Consider the following 18,973-nt stretch of genomic DNA (forward strand, 5'->3'; position numbering starts at 1 on the left):
GCCGGTTTTATTCGCAAGACCCCTGCTCGGAGCCGCTCCGTTCCAGGCTCACTCCATGGAGAATCGAAGCGCGTTCGGTCGCTCGGATGTATTTCCGGCGTGAAATTCCGGTCAAGAGATCGGGAATCGAGAACCCTTTTCGCGGCAGGCTCGAAGAGGGCTCAAGAATTTGGTGACATTGCCCAGGGGACCGCTACCGTGCCTCCGTCGAAGGCCGAAAACGAGGGGAATTTCGACGACCTACGGAGGAGACCGTGAAGATTCAGGTTCTGGGTCCGTTGAGTGCCGAGGTGAACGGCGGCTCGATCGTTCCCACGGCGCGGAAGCCCCGACAGGTGTTGACGCTCCTGGCGCTGTACCCGGGGCGGGTGATGCCGGTTCCGACCCTGATGGAGGAGATCTGGGGCACCGAGCTGCCGCAGAGCGCGCTGACCACCCTTCAGACGTACATCCTGCAACTGCGCCGCAGACTCGGCACCGCCATGGGGCCTGGGGCCCCGGGCGCCGCCAAGGAGATCCTCGCGACCCGGCACGGCGGCTATCTGCTGCAGATACCGCCGCAGAGCGTGGACGTCCACGAGTACGAAACCCTGGTTTCCCAGGGGCAGGGCGCATTCGAGTCCGGGGACGACGAGCGGGCCGCCGCCATGCTCCGAAAAGCCCTCGGGTTATGGCAGGGCCCCGCCCTGGTCGACGTCCGGGTGGGACCCATTCTGGAGATCGAGGTCATGCGGCTGGAGGAGAGCCGGCTGGTGACCGTGGAGCGGCGCATCGACGTCGATCTGCGGCTGGGCCGGCACACCGAACTGCTGGCCGAGCTGACCGAGCTGATCGCCCGGCACCCCCAGCACGAGGGGCTGCACTCGCAGGCCATGGTCGCGCTGTACCGGTCCGGTCGGCAGGCCACCGCGCTGGACGTCTACCGGCGGCTGCGCGCCCGGCTGATCGAGGAACTCGGGGTCGAGCCCTCGCCCCAGCTCCAGCGGCTGCACCAGGCGATGCTGGCCGTCGATCCGGCACTGGACGTCACGGCCGGGCCCCGGCGCGGATCCACGTTCGACCTGTACGCCGCCTGAGGCCGTGGCCTTGCGGGGCTGGGGGTGAGGCGCCGGGCGGGCGGTTGCGCCCCCGGCCCTCAGGCCGGGGGCGCCGCGGCCGCGGCGCCCCGCCCCACGGCCCCCGGGGCGGCCCCGCCCGCCGCCGGGCCGCCCCGGGCCATGTCGGCCTCCGCCGGGCTGGCTCCCGCCGGGCCGGCCTCGGCCATGCCGGCCGCCGCCAGGCCCGCGCCCGCTGTGGTGATGACCTCGTCCAGGACGTCGCGGGAGCGGAGCAGGTCGGTGATCATTCGGTCGATGCGTTCGCGTTCGGTGCGGAGTTCGGCGACCAGGCGGGGGGTGGCGCGTAGGGCCGGGCCCCCGTCGGCGTCCCGCATGCAGGGCAGGATCTGCGCGATCCGGGTGCTGTGCAGCCCGGCCGCGTACAGCTCCTGGATCCGGATCACCCGGTCCACCGCGCGATCGGGGTAGTCCCGGTGTCCGCCCGGGGTGCGGTCGGCGGCCAGCAGGCCCTGCTTCTCGTAGTAGCGCAGCGACCGCTCGCTCACCCCGGTGCGTGCCGCCAGTTCGCCGATGCGCATGATCCGACCGCCCGTCTCCCCTTGAACCTGACACTGATGTCAACTTCTACGGTACCGGCATGACGATCACTCAGCAGCAGACCCAGCAGACCCAGCAGACCCAGCAGACGCGACAGGCCCGGCAGACGCACACCGTCTCCCGTCTCTTCGGGCCGGCCCGCCTCGGTGCCCTGGAGCTTCCCAACCGCCTGGTGATGGCCCCGCTGACCCGCAACCGGGCCGGTGCCGACGGGGTTCCGGGGGAGCTGATGGAGACCTACTACGCGCAGCGCGCCTCCGCCGGGCTGATCATCGCGGAGGCGGCCGCGCCGAACGCGGTGGGCCACACCTACCCGCACATCCCCGGCATCCACCGGCCCGAGCAGGTGGCCGGCTGGCGCCGGGTCACCGACGCGGTCCGCGCGGCGGGCGGCCGGATGTTCCTCCAGCTCCAGCACGGTGGCCGGGTCGGCCACCCGGCCACCAGCGGCCTGCTGCCGCTCGCCCCGTCCCCGGTGCGCTTCACGGAGCCCGTGCACACCCCGGAGGGCCTGCTGGGGGCCCCGGTGCCCCGCGAGATGACGGAGGAGGACATCGCCACCACCATCGCCGACTTTGCCCGGGCCGCCCGCGACGCCGTGGACGCGGGCTTCGAGGGGGTCGAGGTGCACTCCGCCAACGGCCATCTGCTCCACCAGTTCCTGGCCCGCAACACCAACCTCCGCACCGATGCCTGGGGCGGGCCGGTGGCGCACCGGATCCGGTTCGCCGTGGCGGTGGTACGGGCCGTGGCCGAGGCCGTGGGCCCCGAGCGGGTCGGCGTGCGGATCTCCCCCGGAACGAACGTCAACGGGGTCGAGGAGGGCGAGACCGGGGAGATCTACCCGGCCCTCGTCGAGGCCCTGGCGGAGATCGGCCCGGCCTATCTGCACCTGGTGCACGCCGACCGCGACCTGCCGCTCTACCGGAAGCTCCGCGCGGCCTGGCCCGGCACGCTGATCGCCAACCCGATGCTCTCCCGGGAGGAGCAGGCCGCGGACGGCGGCAAGGCCGCGGGGGAGCGGCTGCTGGCCGAGGGCGCCGACCTGATCGCGCTCGGCCGGGGCTTCCTGGCCAACCCCGACCTCGTGACCCGGCTGCGGACGGGCGCACCCCTCAACCCGCTCCGGCCGGAGTTCCTGATGTACGTCCAGGGGGCCGAGGGCTACACCGACTACCCCACCCTCGACCGCATGTGACCCGGCTCATGGCCCCCGATGTCACGAACCGCCGCCCCCGGCTGTCCTCCCTTCGACGGACGGAACGGCACGGGGAACCAGGGAGGACGGACATGAAGGTGCTGCTGGCGGGGGCGAGCGGGGTACTGGGCCGGGCCGCGGCGCGCGAGCTGACCGCGGCCGGACACGAGGTGGCCCGCCTGGGCCGGGGCGCCGGGATGGACGTACGGGCCGATCTGCTGGACCGGGACGGCCTGCTGCGCGCCGTCCGCGGCCGCTCCTTCGACACGGTGGTGCACGCGGCCACCGCCCTGAACGGCCGGGCGATGGCCCGGCACCAGGACATGGCCGCCACCAACGCGCTGCGCACCTGGGGCACCGAGCACCTGCTGGAGGCCGCGCGGGCCACCGGCGCCCGGCGGTTCGTCGCCGAGTCGATGATGTTCGGCTACGGGTACGGGGACCACGGCACCCGGATCATCCGCGAGGACGAGGGACTGTTCGGCCCCCGGGGCCGCACCGCGTGGACGGAACGGCACGTCGGCGCCATGCGCACCAAGGAGGAACTGACCTTCGGGGCCGCCGCGAAGGACGGCACGGCCGGCATCAGCCTGCGCTTCGGGCTGTTCTACGGACCGGGGACCACCGACACCGCCATGCTGGAGAAGATCCGCAAGCGGGCGCTGCCGGTGGTCGAGGACCACGGCCGGGTGCTGTCCTTCGTGCACGTGGACGACGCCGCGCGGGCCGTCGTCGCGGCGGTGGAGCGCGGCCGTCCCGGACAGGCGTACAACATCGTGGACGATACCCCGACCGGCTGGGCGGCCCATGTGCGGGCGGTCGCCGTGGCGTTCGGCGCCCCGGCCCCGCGCACCGTCCCGATGTGGCTGCTGAGGGCCGCGCCGCTCGCCCGCACCATCATGGGCACCAGCATGCGGCTGTCGAACGACAAGGCCCGCCGGGAACTGGGCTGGACCCCCGCCTTCCCCGACTCCCGGGACGGCCTCGACCTCCTTGCCGCCGGATCGGAGGGCGTGACAGCCTGACCGGGTGATCAAGAAGCACGGAACCGACCCCGGGGAAGCGGTCGCACTCGTCCCCTTCACCGAGCACCGCCGGCTGCTCTTCGCCACCGCCTACCGGATGCTGGGCAGCGTCGCGGACGCCGAGGACGTCCTCCAGGACACCTGGCTGGCCTGGGACCGCGCCGACCGGTCCGAGGTGCTCAACCCGCGCGCCTACCTGGTGCGCACGGTCACCAACCTGGCCCTCAACCGGCTGACCTCCGCCCGGGCCACCCGGGAGACGTACGTCGGACCCTGGCTGCCCGAACCGCTGCTCACCTCGCGGTCGGCGGTCGGCCCGGTGGGCGGGGCCGGTCTGACCGCCCCCGACGCGGCAGAGGAGACCGAGACGGCCGACAGCGTCTCCACCGCCATGCTCGTCGTCCTGGAGAGCCTGAGCCCGGTCGAACGCGCCGTGTTCGTGCTGCGCGAGGTGTTCGGCTACTCGTACGGGGAGATCGCCGGCGTACTGGACCGCAGCGAGGCCGCCGTCCGCCAGACCGGGCACCGGGCGCGGGCGCACGTCCAGGCCCGCCGCCCCCGCTACGACACCGACCCCGGGCAGCGGCGCGAGGTCACCGAACGGTTCCTCGCCGCCTGCGCCGGCGGCGACCTCAACGCCATGATGGAACTGCTGGCCCCCGATGTGACCGCCTGGTCGGACGGCGGCGGCAAGGTCACCGCGGCCCGCCGCCCGCTGCACGGCGCCGACCACGTCGCCCGCTGGCTGATCGGGGTGCTGGCCAAGCCGGCCTCGGCCGGGATGGCGGTGGAGGTGGTCTCCCTCAACGGCGAGGACGGGCTGGTCGCGAGCGTGGGCGGGGTCCCGGTGGGCGCGCTCAGCCTCGAACTCACCGAGGACGGCCGCATCCGGACCATGCGCGCCCAGCTCAACCCGGACAAGCTGGCCGGGCTGACGCCGGAGCCGGGGCCGGGGCCGGCGGCCCGGCAAGATCCGGAAGGGACGGCCTAGCGGTCAGGCCGGTCCGGGCTGGGCGGCGGCGGTCATGGCGTCGAGCGCCCGGTCCCAGGGGAAGGGGCCCGGGTCGTCGGTGCCGGCCGGGCCCGGCAGATGGCCGGTGTCCCCGTGCAGCACATGGACGCCCGCGCCCCGCAGGGTGGCCAGGCTCTGCTCGAACTGCGGATGACGGGCCAGCGCCTCGTTGGTGCAGGGCATCGCCACGATCGGGGTGCCCTTGCCGATGCCCTCGGCGAGGACCCCGACGACGAACCGGTCGGTCAGCCCGAGGGCCCAGGCGTTGACCGAGTTGAAGGTGGCGGGGGCGAAGAGCAGCGCGTCGGCCGCCGGCCAGAGGTCCCCCTCGCCGGGGAACTTGTACTGCCAGCGCACCGGGTGTCCGGTCAGCGCGGCCAGGCCGTCGAGGCTGCCGGCCAGCCAGTGGGCCGCGGTCGGCGTCAGGCCGAGGCAGACGTCCCAGCCGCGCGCCTGGGCGTCCTCGATCACCCGGGCCACGTCGAAGACGGGCGGGGCGGCGGAACAGAGCAGATACAAGGTATTGGTCATAGCAGTACGTGATCTTATGTGTTGACCTCAAGAGGCCTTGAGGTTGCAGCATGATCGACATGACCACAGAGAACGCGGCCGAGCCCGCCGAAGTCGAGGCCATCCACCGGGTGGTGGCCGCCGTCGAGGCCTCCCAGGAGGCCAGGGACCCCGAGGCCTTCCTCTCCCTCTTCCACCCCGACGCCCTCTGGACCACCGGTGGCGGCAAGGTCCTCATCGGCCTCGACGCCATCGCGGAGTTCACCCGCGCCGTCCTCCCCGGCGCGACCTGGGACGGTCGGGTCAGCTACACCGTCACCCACCTCCAGTTCATCCGCCCGGACGTGGCCGCGGTCAAGGTCAGCCAGCGCTACCACGGCCCCGACGGACCGGGCGACGAGGGCGTCCCGACGTACGTGATGACCCGGCAGGAGGACGGCCGCTGGCTCCTGACCGTCTGCCAGAACACCCAGGTGGCCCGGCACGACTAGGGCTCCCGTGTCCTCGCCCGCCCGCCCGCCCGTCCGCCCGGACCGATCGACGCCAACGTACGCACACCCAAGGGGATCAGCCATGGCCACCACATCCACCACATCCATCGCATCCGTCACGTCCACCAGATCCGCCGCACCGGAGGCCGTCGCGGGCGGGCCGTTGCATGTCGTCGTCCTCCTCGGCAGCACGCGCGAAGGCCGCTTCGGCGGGGTGGTCGCCGACTGGATCCGGGCGCATGTCGCCGAACATCCCCAGTTCACCGTCGACCTGGTCGACCTGGCGGAGACCCCGCTGCCGACCGTCTTCCCCGTCATCGGCCAGGCCCCCTCCTCCCCAGAGGCCCGTGAACTGCTGGCCGCGGTCACCCCGAGGATGGCGGCGGCGGACGCGTTCGTCATCGTCACGCCCGAGTACAACCACAGCTTCCCCGCCGCCCTGAAGAACGCCATCGACTGGCATGACGTGGAATGGCACGCCAAGCCCGTCGCCTTCGTCTCCTACGGCGGGGTCTCCGGCGGTCTGCGCGCCGTCGAGCAGCTCCGCCAGGTCCTAGCCGAGCTGCACGCGGTCACGATCCGCGACTCCGTGGGCTTCCCGAGTGCCTGGGCCCGGTTCGACGAGGAGGGGGCGCCGCATGACCCCGCCGTCGACGTCGCCGCCAAGACCATGCTCGACCGGCTGGCCTGGTGGGGGCACGCGCTGCGCGAGGCCAAGGCCGCCCGTCCGTACGCGGCCTGACGGCGCAGTGGGGGTTCGTGCGGTCGAGTCGGGGTCCGGGTCGGGGTCCGAGTCGGGATCCAGGGGCGCTTGAGCGGTCCGGCCGAGGCTGAATTCCGGCCAGTCCGCCCCGGTCCGGCCGACGACCGGCCATCGGCCGGCCGCCGAGGGCCGCGGGAGGTGGCACCTTGCCCCGTCAGCAGAGGGACCCCGCACGGCCGAAGCCGTCGGCGCGGCCGGAACAGGTGCTGATCGTCGGTGCCGGACCGGCCGGGCTCACCGCCGCACACGAACTGGCCCGCCGGGGCGTCCCCGTACGGCTGATCGACTCCGCCGCCGGACCCGCGCCCGGCAGCCGTGCGCTCGTCCTCCACCCGCACACCCTGGAGGCCCTCGACCAGATGGGCCTGGCGGAGCCGCTGTTGGCACGGGGACGGCAGACCCGTTCGTTCGCCGTGTACGCGGCCGGACGCCGACTGCTCGAACTGGACGCGGCCCAGGACAGCGCCGCCGCTCCCAGCCGCTTCCCCTGTCCGGTGGTCCTCGGCCAGGAGGACACCGAGGCCGTGCTGCGGGCCGCGGTCCGCCGGCTCGGGGTGCGCATCGAGTGGGGGGTCCGGCTGACCGCCCTCAGCCAGGACGAGGACGAGAACGAGGACGAGAACGAGGGAGAGGGGTACGAGGGGGTGGGCGAGGGCGGCGTGCGGGTTCGGCTCAGCCATGCCGGCGGCCGTACCGAAAACCGGGTCGTGCCCTGGCTGCTGGGCTGCGACGGCCGGCACAGCACCGTACGCAAACGCCTGCGGCTGCCGCTCACCGGCGAGTCCGCGGAGACCTGGGAGCTCGCCGACGCCCCGGTGGAGGCCGCGGACGGCCGCGGTCTGCCCCGGGACACCGTGTCCTGGGTGTACCGGGGCGGCCGGATCCTGGTCCTGGTCCCGTACGCGCGGGAAGGCCACTGGCGGATGCTCACCCCGGCTCCGGCTCCGGCTCCGGCTCCGGCTACGGCCTCCGAGCCCGGCGGCGCGGATCCCGGGCCGCTGGCCGACCGGCTGGCCGCGCATCTGTCGGCCGGGCTCGGCCGCGAGATCCGCGTCGGCACCCCCGAGTGGACCGCGGTCTTCGCCTTCCGGCAGCGCATGACGGCCCGGATGCGCAAGGGCCGCTGCTTCCTGGCCGGGGACGCGGCGCACGTCCACAGCCCGCTCTCCGGACAGGGCCTGAACACCGGGATCCAGGAGGCCCACAACCTCGCCTGGAAGCTCGCCATGGTCGCCTCCGGCTCGGCCGCCCCCGCGCTGCTGGACACCTACGAGGCCGAACGCCTGCCGATCGGCCGCGCCCTGCTCGATGCCACCGGCAGCCGGGCGGCCTCCCTGCTGCGGCTGGTGCTGCCGGTGGCCCTGCCGCTGTCCGCCTGCCGCAATCCGGTCACCGGCGACTGCCCGGACAGCCCGCTGAACACCCCCGTCCACGGGGCCGGAGCGCCCGCCGGGTCCCGTGCCGCCACCGCCGCCGCCCGGTTTCCCGGCGACCCGGGCACGGCCGCGCTGACCCGGGAACTCCGCGATCCCCGCTGGTCGCTGCTGTACGTGCCGGAGGGCAGCGGCGGTGCCGAGGAGACGGCCGCCGACGCCGCCCGACGGCACGCCGCCTGGCTGTCCGTCCGCACCGTGACCACGACCGGACCGGCGGACCGCCACCCGGCCGGGGCCGCGACGCCCGTACCGCTGCCCGACCCGGCCGGCCGGCTCCGGGACGGCCTCGGGCTGGCCTCCGGCGGCTGGCTGCTGATCCGCCCCGACGGCCATGTGGCGGGCGGCGGGACGGATCTCACGGAGACCGCGCTCACCGGGGCGCTGGCCCCGCTCCCGCTCCTCCCGCCGTACCGGATGCCGGCGGACCCGGCGGACCCGGCGGAGCCCGGCGTGGACGTTCACGTATGCGCGTGAGCGTCCACGCCATGTTCCGTCTCACCGATCCGCCGTTGACTGGACCCATGACCACCACACGGAACACCACCCTCGTCATCGGCGGCACCGGCAAGACCGGCCGCCGGGTCGCCGAGAAGCTCGCCGCCCAGGGCCGGCCGGTCCGGATCGGCTCCCGCGCCGGCTCCCCGGCCTTCGACTGGAACGAACCCGCCACCTGGGCCCCGGCCCTGGACGGCGTGGACCGGGTGTACGTCACCTACTACCCCGACCTGTCCTTCCCCGGAGCCGCCGAGCAGATCGGCGCCTTCGCCGAACTGGCCGTGGCCTCCGGCGCCCGCCGGCTCGTCCTGCTGTCCGGCCGGGGGGAGCAGTCCGCCGAGACCGCCGAGGACAACCTGAAGGCCTCCGGCGCCGACTGGACCGTGGTCCGCGCCTCGTGGTTCGACCAGAACTTCGACGAGGGCTTCTTCCTGGAGCCGGTCCTCGCCGGTGTGATCGCCCTGCCCACCGACGACGCGGTCGAACCCTTCGTCGACACCGAGGACATCGCCGACGTCGTGGTCGCCGCCCTCACCGAGGACCGGCACATCGGCAGGACCTACGAACTCTCCGGACCCCGCCTGCTCAGCTTCACCGAGGTGGCCGCCGAACTGTCCGAGGCCACCGGCCGCGAGATCGTCTACGCCCCGGTCACCGACGCCCAGTACCGGGAGGTGCTGCGCGAGAACGGCCTCCCGGAGGACTTCGCGGACCTGTTCACGCTGATCCTCGACGGCCGCAACGCGCATCTGGTGGACGGGGTCGAGGAGGTCCTCGGCCGCAAGCCCCGGGACTTCCGCGAGTACGCCCGCGAGGCCGCCGCCACCGGCGTCTGGCGGGTGGCCTGAACAGCACTCCGCCGGGAGGACGCCCGCACCGCGCGGGATCACGTTGTCGGAGGCGTCCGTCATGCTGCGGGCATGGACGAGAACGCCTTCTGGGAACTCATCGAGGACTGCCGCCCCGCCGGGCCCGACCCGGATGCCGATCTCCTCGCGGAAGCCCTGTCCGTGAGCCTGTCCGCCGGACCCCTGCACCGGGTGGTCGGCTTCGCCGAGAACCTCGCCCGGCTGCTGTACCTGCTGGACCGCCGGGAGTTCGGGAGCGGCCTCTCGGGGGACCGCTTCCTCTACACCCGCTGCGCGGTGGTCGCGGCCGGCCGCAGGGTCTACGAGTCCGTCCTGGGCGACCCCGCCGAGTTCGTCCCGTACGCCGAGGGCCTGGTCTGGGCCGAGGGACTGCTCTACGTCCCCGACCAGGCCTACGAACACCTCACCGGCGAACAGTGGCCGCGAGCCACCCGCTACGCCTACGAGTCCTACTCCAACCGCGAGGGCTGGGCCGGCGCCTGGCGCGGCGGCAGCCCCTGACGCCCGGCGGTCAGAGGCCGGATTCGGTGGTGGTGGCGGTGTCCAGGGCCTGGGTGAGGCGGTCCAGGCGGGAGCGGAGGTCGTGGATCTCGGTCAGGTCGAAGCCGGTGGCGGCGGCGATGCGGCGGGGGACCTCGACGGCGCGGGCGCGCAGGGCGGTGCCGGCCTCGGTGAGGTGGGCGTGGACCGAGCGCTCGTCCTCGGTGCTCCGTTCGCGGCGGACCAGGCCGGCCGCCTCCAGCCGCTTGAGCAGCGGGGAGAGGGTGCCGGAGTCCAGCCGGAGGTGGTGGCCGAGGTCCTTGACCGGGAGTTCGCCGTGCTCCCACAGGGCCAGCATCACCAGGTACTGGGGGTAGGTGAGGCCCAGGTCCTTGAGGACGATCCGGTAGAGGCCGCCGAAGGCGCGGGTCGCGGCGTTCAGGGCGAAGCAGATCTGGCCGTCCAGGCGGAGGAAGTCCTGGTCGGTGGCGGGGGCGGCGGGCTGCTCGGTCATGGGGGACAGTCTAGCGCGGGATCGGTGTAGGCGATTGAGTTGTGCGCAACTGAATTGTGTGTCATCTTTGTGGTCGAGGCGGTCCGCGGGACCGCCGGGACCGACTTCCGAGAGGACTCCTCCGATGGACGCGCTGTACACCGCTGTCGCCACCGCCAACGGCCGCGAAGGCCGTGCCGTCAGCTCCGACGGGCAGATCGACCTCGCCCTGGCGATGCCTCCGGCGCTCGGCGGAAACGGTCAGGGGACCAACCCCGAGCAGCTCTTCGCCGCCGGGTACGCGGCCTGCTTCGCCAGCGCGCTCGGGCTGGTCGGCCGCCAGGCCAAGGTGGACACCGGCGAGGTCTCGGTGACCGCCGAGACCTCGATCGGCAAGACCGAGGACGGCGGCTTCGGGCTGGCCGTCACCCTCCGGATCGAGCTCCCGGAGGAGCTGGCCGGGGAGACCGGCGAACTGCTGGTCAAGCAGGCGCACGAGGTCTGCCCCTACTCCCGCGCCACCCGCGGCAACATCCCGGTCGAGATCGTCGTCGAGTAGGAGAGTGGCGGGCCGCCGCCGAGTGGCGGCTGTGGCCGGCTACGGGCGGCCGGGGGTCATTCCGCGGCGCGGGGCGGCAGGGCCGGCAGCAGTTCGGCCAGGTCCAGGGCCATCACGGCGATCTCCACGCTGCCGTCCGGGCCCTCGCAGCGGACGATCCGGGAACCGGGATTGATCACCATGCCCTCGCGCACCGACGGCGGACGCACCTCCAGGCGGACCAGCCCGGCCAGGGTCACGGCGGGTCCGCGGGACGGGGTCCAGCGCAGCCCGTCGGATTCGCCCGCCACCTGCCCGGCCCGCCAGCGGCCCGCTCCGGCCGGCCTGCGCACCATGCAGGGGATGCCCGGCACCGGGACCGGCACCCGGTCGGCCGGCCGGTCCTGCCGGGCACGGCGCCGGAACCGGCCGGTCCAGCCGAGGGCGGCGGCCGCCGCGGCCAGCAGCGCCAGGATGACGAACTCGTTCACCCGGACATTCAAGCAGGTGGGAGCGGGTGCGGCCCCCGGCCTCCGGCCGGGGGCCGGGGCTGTGTAGGTTGGCTGCTCTTTGGTGTTCTTCGGGTGGGGGAGTAAGGGACGTGCGCGGACTGACGGGCAGGACGGCGATCGCTGCCGCCGGTGCGATGGTGCTGGCGGTCGGGCTGACCGGTTGTGGGGAGTCCAAGGGCGGTGACGGCGGCTCGGCCGCCTCGGTCGCGCCCGGGGCCGGGGCCTCCTCGGCACCGGCGGACGGCACCGGGACGGGCGCCGGTTCGGCCGCCCGGGCGGGCGGCACGATCGGCGCCAAGGGCTCCGCGTGCCCGCTGCCGGTGGCCTTCGACCTCGCGGAGAGCTGGACGGCCAAGGCCGTCAGCCACGAGAAGGACGACCAGTTCGCCAAGATGTTCGAGCAGGGCGGCCTCGACGTGAGGTGCGAGATCGACGCCAAGCCCGCCGGGAACATCGGCTTCCTGCGCGTCTGGGCCTCGGACAAGGCCACGGGCGACGCCCGCAAGGTCCTGGAGGCCTTCATGGCCGGGGAGAAGTCCACCGGCGCCCCGGTCTACAAGGAGCTCAAGGCCGGCTCCCTCCGGGCGGTCGAGGCCTCCTACGAGACCAGCCCGCTGGACGAGCCCAAGAAGGAGCGCGCCTTCGCCGTGGTCACCCCGACCGGCGCGGCCGTACTGGTGCACCTCGGCGGCCTGGACAGCGAGGAGCACGACGCGATGCTGCCCGCCTACCGGCTCGCCCAGCAGTCCCTCAAGCCCACCCCGTAGTCGCACAGCCGCCCAGTAGCCCAGTCGCAAGCACGGCCGGCCGAGCAGCCCCCCCGGGGCGCTCGGCCGGCCGTCGTGCGTCCCGCCTCCGTCCCCCGACTTCGAAGAGTCGAGGAATCCCATCGCCAACCTCCGGCGGCACGCCGAATACTGCGAGCTGCACCGCACCGAGAGGACCCCCGAGGAAGCACCGACAACGACGCATCCCGACAGGAAAGGAGCCCGACCATGTCGACCGCTCTGGCCGCCGAACCCTCGACCGGTACCAGCCCCAGCGTGCGCGAACTCCTGGCGCAGGGCCGCACCTCGTATTCCTTCGAGTTCTTCCCGCCCCGCACCGAGGCCGGTGAGCGCACCCTCTGGCAGGCCGTCCGCCGCATCGAGGCCCTCGCCCCGTCCTTCGTCTCCATCACCTACGGGGCCGGCGGCTCCGACCGGGCCAGGACCGTGGAGCTCACCCGGCGGATAGCCACCGAGACCACCCTCCGGCCGGTCGGGCACCTCACCGCGGTCGGCCACTCGGTCGCCGAACTCCGCCATATCGTCGGCCAGTACGCCGACGCCGGGATCCACGACGTGCTCGCCCTCAGAGGGGACCCGCCGGGCGACCCCAAGGGCGAATGGACCCCGCACCCGGAAGGCTTCCGGCACGCGCACGAGCTGGTCTCCCTGGTCCGCGGCCTCGGCGGGTTCACCGTCGGCGTGGCCGCCTTCCCCGAACGCCACCCCCGGTCCGCCTCCTGGACCGAGGACATCCGGCACTTCGCCGCCAAATGCCGGGCCGGCGCCGACTACGCCATCACCCAGATGTTCTTCCACGTGGAGGACTACCTGCGGTTCCGCGACCGGCTCGCCTCCGTCGGCTGCCTCACCCCGGTCATCCCGGCGATCATGCCGGCCACCGACGTCCGCCAGATCGCCCGCTTCGCCCGGCTCAGCGACACCCGCTTCCCCGGCCCGCTCGCCGAACGCCTGGAGGCCGCCCGCTACGACCCGGCCGAAGGCCACCGCATCGGCGTCGACCACGCCACCGCCATGGCCGCCCGACTCCTCGCCGAGGGCGCGCCGGGCCTGCACTACATCACCCTCAACACCTCCACGGCCACCCTGGACATCCACCGCAACCTCGGCGCACACGACCGGCCCACCAGCCGCTGACGGGCCCCCCGGCAGCCGCCGACCGGACCGTGTCCGCCGGACGCACGCGCATGCCGGTGCGCGCCCCGCCCATGGCGCGCACCGCCGCCCCCGGGGTTGACTGGGGCCATGGACACGCTGACCGGTCTGCTGGAAGGGCCCAAGGCCCGGGGCGCCTTCATCCTGAAGTCCGTCCTCAACCCGCCGTGGTCGATACGGATCGAGGACCGCGCCCCGCTGTCCATCATGACCATGGTGCAGGGCGAGGCCTGGGTGGTCCCCGCGCAAGGCGACCCGGTCCGGGTCGGGCCCGGGGAACTGGCCGTGGTCCGAGGCCCCGAGCCGTACACGGTCGCCGACCGGCCGGACACCCCGGTGCAGATCACCGTGGGACCGGACCAGCGGTGCAGCACCGGGGCCGGCGAGGACGTCACCGAGACCATGGCGCTGGGCGTCCGCACCTGGGGCGAGGAGTTCCACGACGGCCGCTCCTCGGTCATGCTCACCGGCACCTACCAGGGGCCCGGCGAGATCGGCCGCAGACTCCTCGGCGCGCTCCCGGGCGTACTGGTCCGGCAGGCCTGCGGCTCCGACGAGACCCTGGTCCGGCTGCTCGCCGAGGAGACCGTACGCGACGCGCCCGGCCAGGAGATCGTCCTGGACCGGCTCCTCGACCTGCTGCTCATCGGACTGCTCCGCGGCTGGCTGGCCGCCCCCGACAGCGGAGCGCCCGCCTGGTACCGGGCGCAGGGCGACCCGGTGGTCGGCCCGGCCCTGCGGCTGCTCCACGAGAACCCGGCGTACGGCTGGACCGTCGCCGAACTCGCCCGCAAGACCGGGGTGTCGCGGGCCTCGCTGGCCCGCCGGTTCACCGAGACGGTCGGGGAGCCCCCGATGGCCTACCTGACCGGCTGGCGGCTGGCCCTCGCCGCCGACCTGCTGCGCGAACCGGAGGCCACGGTGGCCACCGTGGCCCGGCGCGTCGGATACGGCAGTGCGTTCGCGCTCTCGGCCGCCTTCAAGCGGGTCCGCGGGATAAGTCCCCGGGAATTCCGCACGGGTACGGCCGCTCCGGAAACGGCCGGATAAGGGTTGTCCGCATCACCTCTTGGGCCAGCCGATGTCGTCGTCGGGCATCGTCCACTCCCGCGCATTGGATACGAAATGAGCATGCGCTGGAGAGTGTGGCTCGACCTGCTGGAGAACCGCTCAAGAACCGCCAGAGCCCCTCTCGGGGCTGCGAGGAAGCCCGAACGGAATCCGGCTTGCAGTCGGCATCCATTCGTCGGGAATTCGCGCCACATTCAGCCCGGAACCACCTGAGGATCGCCTGAGGACGCTACCGCGTCATGGCAAATGTTTGCCTGCCTGTTGCCCGGCACCCTACGCTCGAAAGACGGCTCCTGACATATTCGTTGCCGCCCGCGCCATCAGGGATTCGGGATTCAGGGATTCAGGGATGCTCATGCTGCGACAGCCCGCGTTCGGACACCGCCTGAAGAAGTTGCGGACGGCCCGGGGCCTGTCCCAGACCGCGCTCGCCGGGGACGGCATGTCCACCGGCTACCTCTCCCGGCTGGAATCCGGGGCCCGCCAGCCCACCGACCGCGCCGTGAGCTATCTGGCCGCCCGGCTCGGCCTGGACCCGGCGGACTTCGAGGAGCCCGCCACCGGCTCCCTCGCCCACGCCCTCACCCTCGCCGCGTCCACCGGCGCCCCCGAGGCCGTCGAGGAACTCCGCCAGGCACTGGCCGCCGAGGGCCACGAGAGCGCCGTACTCCGCTGGCAGGCCCTCTGGCTGCTCGCCCGGGCGGACCGGGTACAGGGCGACCACCCCGCCGAACGGGCCCACCTCGCCCGGCTGGTGGAGCTCGGCGACGAGGTCGGGGTCAGCGAACTGCGGGTCCGCGGGCTGACCCGGCTGGCCCGCTGCCTGCGCTCGCTCGGCGAGATCACCTCCGCCCTCGACGCCGCCGTCGAAGCCCACCGGCTGGCCCTGGCGGAGGCCCTCGGCGTGGAGGACCGGGCGGCCGCGCTGCTCGCGCTGGTCTCCGTACAGGCCGAGGCGGGCCGGATCGCCGAGGCCCGGCAGCACGCCGACGAACTGACCGCCCTCGTCGAGGGCCGCACCGACGCCCTGTGGGCGGAGGCCATGTGGACCGCCGCCGCGGTCCGGATGCGGCAGGGCGACTTCCACGGGGCGCAGGACTGCCTGGAGACCGCGCTCGAACGGTTCGGCAGCCGCGAGGACCTGGTGCTGTGGCTCCGGCTGCGGCTCGCCGCCGCCCGGCTGCACCTGCAGAAACTGCCCGCCGACCCGGAACGCGCCCAGCGCCGGGCCGCCGAGGCAGAGGCCGCCATCGCGTTCGTCGGCACCCCCGCCCTGCGCCAGGACCTCACCGCCCTCAAGGCGGACCTGGCCTTCGCCACCGACCGCTACGACGACGCCCGCGCCCTGCTCGGCGAACTCGCCGCCGACCAGCCCCGGATGACCTACCGCGACCAGGTGCGGCTGGAGATCCTCCGGCACCAGCTGCTGATCCTCTCCGGCGACCCGGCCGGGGTCCAGGGCCTGCGCACCCTCGCCCAGCAGGCCCAGGACGACGCCAACATCGACCTCGCCGCCGAGATCTGGCGGGTCCTCGCGGACGCCCTCACCCGCACCACGACCGCCCCCGCCTGACTGCCCCCGCCTGAACGGTCGTCCCTGACCGGGCGTCACCCGCCCGGCGACTGTTGAGCACCGCTCAAGTGTGCGGGGGCAGCCTGGAGCCCACCCGCAGACGTGCACCCGACCCGGACCGTGCACCGGCGCCACCGGCAGGAGGGGGAGGGGCGACTCATGGCCGCGCAGCGCGTGCACCCGAGCGAGCGGACGGCATCGGTGGCCGCACCGGCCGGAGTGGTCTACGGAATCCTCGCCGACGCCGTGCGCTGGCCCCTGCTGCTCCCCACCCATCTGCACGTGGAACGGATGGACTTCGACGGGACCCGGGAACGCCTGCGCGTCTGGGACCTCCCCGGCCCTCCCGCGGACCTCCCCGCGGACGCGCCCGGCGGAGACGACGGCGGCGCGCGCGAAGGCGTCGGCCCGGGGCTCCGGATCCGCGCCACCCATGTCCGCCGCACCCTGGACCCCCGTACCCGGTCCATCCGCTTCGAACGGCAGGACACGGCCCGGCCCGGCTCGCCCACCACCGGAGTCTGGACCGTCGAACCCGAGGGCCCGGCCCAGTGCCGGCTGACCCTGCGCCGCGAGGTCACCCTGGACGGCCGCCCCGCCGACCACGGCCCGCGGACCCTGGACGCCCACGACCGGGAGACCGCCGCCGAGCTCGCCCGGGTCAGGGCGCTCGCCGAACGCTGGGAACGCCTCGACGACCTCCTGCTCTCCTTCGAGGACTCCCTGCTGGTCCCCGGCCCCGCCGAACTGGTCTACGCGTTCCTCCACCGGATCGAGGACTGGCCCGAACTGGTCCCGCACGTGGAATGGGCCACGGTCACCGAGGACCTGCCCGGAGTACAGCTCGCCGTCCTCGACCGCAGCGCCGGACCCGGCGGCGCCAGCGTGACCACCCGCACCGCGCGGCTCTGCTTCCCCGCCGCCGAGCGGATCGTCTTCAAGGAACTCGACACCCCCGAACCCATCGCCGCGCACAGCGGCGAATGGTCCCTGCTGCCCGCCGAGGGCGGGGTGCGGCTGGTCTGCGCCCAGCGCGTGATGCTCCGCGAACCGCCCGGCCCGGACACCGAACCCGCCGAGATCCGCCGGCAGGTGCGGAGCCGGCTGGGGCGGGCCGGCACCGAGGTGCTGCGGCTGGCCAAGTGGCATGCGCAGAGCGCGCCCGTGCGCCGTCTGCGATGAGGACGAGAAGGAGGCCGTGGATGGCCCTGACCCGGACCGGTCCGCTCGAAGACCACGACCCCCGGCCCCCGGCGGCACCCGCCGCCCCGCCGAGGTCGTGGCCGCGGCTGACCGTGCTCGCGGAGCCGTCCGCCGGGCCCGCGCCGGGCGCCGAGGCGGCGCTGCGCGCGGTACGTCTGGAGGCGCTGCTCGGGGACCCCCGCGACCGGGACAACCCGTACGGCCTGCGGGCCCTGGCCGGAGGCCCCGGTGCCCCGCCGGTGCCCGCCGAGACGGCCGAGGCACTCCGCGCGGCGGTACGCGCCGAACTCCGGCCCCCGGCGGACGGCGGCCACCTCACCTCCGGCGACCAACTGGGCCGGGTGCTGCGCCCGCTGTTCCGCCGGGGGCTGGCCCTGGGCTACGGGCAGGCGGTACGGGCCCTGCCGGAGGGCCTGCGCATGGGCACCGCCGGCCACGGCACGAACACCGGGTCCGCGACCGGCACCGGGGCCGGCGCCGCGACCGGGTCCGGAGCCGGGGCCAGGGCCGGTACGCCGACCGGCGCAGCCAGCGGTCCCGGCGCCGCCTCCGGTTCCGGGGCCGAGGTCCGGATCGGGGAACTCGCGGGACTGCTCGGCCCCGCCGCGCTGACCGCCGCCGCCGGGACCGTGCTCCGCGGCACCGTGCGGATCGTCGCCGCGGCACAGCAGACCGATTCCGGCATGCGCCGCTGGCGCCCGCCGCTGGCCTCCGCCTTCGCCGACCTGCTCGCCTGCGAGGCCCTGGTGACCCTCGGCCTGCGCGCCACCGGACTGCCCCAGGGCAGCGGCCCGGGGCTACGGGCCGCCGTGGGCTACGCCGTCCCCGTGGTGGTCGCCGACGCGCTCGACGAACTCGGCCTGATCCTCGACGAATGCGGGCTGCCGGGCGCCCCGGCGGAACGCGAACTCCTGGCCGCGCTGCGCGCCGACCTGCCCGCCGCCGGTGTCGGCCGCGCCGGTGTCGCCGCCTGCCAGGCCGCACTCGTACGCGAACTGCCCGCCCTGGCCACCGCCTTCGGACAGCGCCGCGGAGCGGACGGCCCGCCGGCCGCCGCCGGATCGGCGCTGTTCCGGCTGGGCTCGGAACTGACCGCCCGGAGCCCACTGCCGGAGCCGGACAGTGACGACGCCCTGATGTCCGTGCTCACCGTCGCCCACGACCGGTTCACCCGGATCGCCGCCGCGGCCGACGTGGTCGCCGAGGACGCCGTGACCCCGGCGCTGGCCCGGGTGACCGGCCGGCTGCTCAGCGAACAGCGGGCCCTGGTCCGCCGCTCCCGGGGCCCCGGCCCGTCCGCGTCCCCGTCGGTGTCCGCGTCCGGGGCGGCGTCCCCGCGCCCCGGCGGGTCCCCGCTGCCCGACCCGGCCGATCCGGCCGTACGGGCGCTGGCCGACCGGCAGGGCCTGATCCTGCTGGCCGCCGCCGTACTCGGCGTACAGGGCGCCGCCCGTCAGGCCCGGGAGCGGTACCAGGACCAGGACCCGGGCCACGACCCGGACCCGTTCCTCGGCGACCCCCACTGGGCGCTGCTGGCGACCGCCCGGATCACCGAACGCCTCGGCATCGCCCCCGACAGCCCGGGCGGCCCGGGCGCGGTGGAGGCCCGGGAACGCATCTGGGCCGAACTCGCCTCCCGGGACCGGTGGAGCACCGACTGCGACATCCACGCCACCAGGACCCTGTGGTGACCGCCCCGCACCCGG

Annotated in this window: 19 protein-coding genes and 1 pseudogene; 16 read left to right on the top strand and 4 right to left on the bottom strand. The window is 74.3% G+C overall.

Features of this window, described 5'->3' with window-relative positions; translation table 11 throughout:
• Positions 1-254 precede the first annotated feature (254 nt).
• Positions 255-1,076, top strand: a complete 822-nt coding sequence (locus ACZ50K_RS31285) for an AfsR/SARP family transcriptional regulator (protein ID WP_468909248.1) — start codon at positions 255-257, stop codon at positions 1,074-1,076.
• A 212-nt stretch (positions 1,077-1,288) separates the two neighbouring features.
• On the opposite strand, the pseudogene ACZ50K_RS31290 reads toward ACZ50K_RS31285, so the two are convergent.
• Positions 1,289-1,636: pseudogene (locus ACZ50K_RS31290) on the bottom strand (MerR family transcriptional regulator); the annotation flags it as partial.
• Between the two features lie 59 nt (positions 1,637-1,695).
• On the opposite strand from ACZ50K_RS31290, the gene ACZ50K_RS31295 reads away from it, so the two are divergent.
• From ACZ50K_RS31295 to ACZ50K_RS31305, 3 genes are all read left to right on the top strand, one after another.
• On the top strand, positions 1,696-2,853 hold the full coding sequence (locus ACZ50K_RS31295) for an alkene reductase (RefSeq protein ID WP_468909251.1): 1,158 nt from the start codon (positions 1,696-1,698) through the stop codon (positions 2,851-2,853).
• A 92-nt stretch (positions 2,854-2,945) separates the two neighbouring features.
• A complete protein-coding gene (locus tag ACZ50K_RS31300; RefSeq protein WP_468909253.1) occupies positions 2,946-3,878 on the top strand; it encodes an NAD-dependent epimerase/dehydratase family protein in 933 nt (310 codons plus the stop codon).
• 4 nt (positions 3,879-3,882) lie between these two features.
• Positions 3,883-4,869, top strand: a complete 987-nt coding sequence (locus ACZ50K_RS31305) for an RNA polymerase sigma-70 factor (RefSeq protein ID WP_468909256.1) — start codon at positions 3,883-3,885, stop codon at positions 4,867-4,869.
• A 3-nt stretch (positions 4,870-4,872) separates the two neighbouring features.
• Here ACZ50K_RS31305 and ACZ50K_RS31310 read toward each other — a convergent pair whose 3' ends face one another.
• Positions 4,873-5,421: a flavoprotein gene (locus tag ACZ50K_RS31310; RefSeq protein ID WP_468909258.1), complete on the bottom strand. Its 549-nt coding sequence runs from the start codon at positions 5,419-5,421 to the stop codon at positions 4,873-4,875.
• Positions 5,422-5,471: 50 nt separating this feature from the next.
• On the opposite strand from ACZ50K_RS31310, the gene ACZ50K_RS31315 reads away from it, so the two are divergent.
• The 5 genes from ACZ50K_RS31315 (at position 5,472) to ACZ50K_RS31335 (ending at position 9,955) form a co-directional block, all read left to right on the top strand.
• The gene (locus tag ACZ50K_RS31315) at positions 5,472-5,891 is read left to right on the top strand and encodes an SgcJ/EcaC family oxidoreductase (protein WP_468909260.1); all 420 of its coding nucleotides are present in this window, start codon (positions 5,472-5,474) and stop codon (positions 5,889-5,891) included.
• Positions 5,892-5,973: 82 nt separating this feature from the next.
• A complete protein-coding gene (locus ACZ50K_RS31320) occupies positions 5,974-6,633 on the top strand; it encodes an NADPH-dependent FMN reductase (protein ID WP_468909263.1) in 660 nt (219 codons plus the stop codon).
• 167 nt (positions 6,634-6,800) lie between these two features.
• A complete protein-coding gene (locus ACZ50K_RS31325; protein ID WP_468909265.1) occupies positions 6,801-8,564 on the top strand; it encodes an FAD-dependent oxidoreductase in 1,764 nt (587 codons plus the stop codon).
• Between the two features lie 47 nt (positions 8,565-8,611).
• Positions 8,612-9,433: an NAD(P)H-binding protein gene (locus tag ACZ50K_RS31330; protein ID WP_468909267.1), complete on the top strand. Its 822-nt coding sequence runs from the start codon at positions 8,612-8,614 to the stop codon at positions 9,431-9,433.
• Positions 9,434-9,505: 72 nt separating this feature from the next.
• The gene (locus ACZ50K_RS31335; protein WP_468909269.1) at positions 9,506-9,955 is read left to right on the top strand and encodes a DUF4240 domain-containing protein; all 450 of its coding nucleotides are present in this window, start codon (positions 9,506-9,508) and stop codon (positions 9,953-9,955) included.
• A gap of 10 nt (positions 9,956-9,965) precedes the next feature.
• Here the strand turns inward: ACZ50K_RS31335 and ACZ50K_RS31340 are convergent, their stop codons facing one another.
• Entirely contained in the window at positions 9,966-10,448 is a 483-nt protein-coding gene (locus ACZ50K_RS31340) for a MarR family winged helix-turn-helix transcriptional regulator (RefSeq protein ID WP_468909271.1), read from the bottom strand.
• A gap of 124 nt (positions 10,449-10,572) precedes the next feature.
• Between ACZ50K_RS31340 and ACZ50K_RS31345 the strand changes: the two genes are divergently transcribed.
• Complete coding sequence (locus ACZ50K_RS31345; RefSeq protein WP_468909273.1) at positions 10,573-10,986, top strand: organic hydroperoxide resistance protein; 414 nt, start codon at positions 10,573-10,575, stop codon at positions 10,984-10,986.
• A gap of 56 nt (positions 10,987-11,042) precedes the next feature.
• On the opposite strand, the gene ACZ50K_RS31350 is transcribed toward ACZ50K_RS31345, so the two are convergent.
• Positions 11,043-11,456: a hypothetical protein gene (locus ACZ50K_RS31350; protein ID WP_468909276.1), complete on the bottom strand. Its 414-nt coding sequence runs from the start codon at positions 11,454-11,456 to the stop codon at positions 11,043-11,045.
• 110 nt (positions 11,457-11,566) lie between these two features.
• On the opposite strand from ACZ50K_RS31350, the gene ACZ50K_RS31355 reads away from it, so the two are divergent.
• The 6 genes from ACZ50K_RS31355 (at position 11,567) to ACZ50K_RS31380 (ending at position 18,958) form a co-directional block, all read left to right on the top strand.
• Positions 11,567-12,244: a lipoprotein gene (locus tag ACZ50K_RS31355; RefSeq protein WP_468909278.1), complete on the top strand. Its 678-nt coding sequence runs from the start codon at positions 11,567-11,569 to the stop codon at positions 12,242-12,244.
• Between the two features lie 228 nt (positions 12,245-12,472).
• Positions 12,473-13,402 (top strand): methylenetetrahydrofolate reductase [NAD(P)H], encoded by a 930-nt coding sequence (gene metF, locus ACZ50K_RS31360; protein WP_468909281.1) that lies wholly within the window; start codon positions 12,473-12,475, stop codon positions 13,400-13,402.
• A gap of 108 nt (positions 13,403-13,510) precedes the next feature.
• Positions 13,511-14,470, top strand: a complete 960-nt coding sequence (locus ACZ50K_RS31365; protein ID WP_468909283.1) for an AraC family transcriptional regulator — start codon at positions 13,511-13,513, stop codon at positions 14,468-14,470.
• Positions 14,471-14,840: 370 nt separating this feature from the next.
• The gene (locus ACZ50K_RS31370) at positions 14,841-16,064 is read left to right on the top strand and encodes a helix-turn-helix domain-containing protein (RefSeq protein ID WP_468909286.1); all 1,224 of its coding nucleotides are present in this window, start codon (positions 14,841-14,843) and stop codon (positions 16,062-16,064) included.
• A 159-nt stretch (positions 16,065-16,223) separates the two neighbouring features.
• Positions 16,224-17,246 carry an aromatase/cyclase gene (locus ACZ50K_RS31375; protein WP_468909288.1) on the top strand — a complete coding sequence of 341 codons (1,023 nt, stop codon included), beginning with the start codon at positions 16,224-16,226 and terminating at the stop codon, positions 17,244-17,246.
• 20 nt (positions 17,247-17,266) lie between these two features.
• Positions 17,267-18,958 carry a hypothetical protein gene (locus ACZ50K_RS31380; protein WP_468909290.1) on the top strand — a complete coding sequence of 564 codons (1,692 nt, stop codon included), beginning with the start codon at positions 17,267-17,269 and terminating at the stop codon, positions 18,956-18,958.
• Positions 18,959-18,973: the final 15 nt, after the last annotated feature.

This window comes from Streptomyces sp. NPDC033845 (assembly GCF_055576225.1).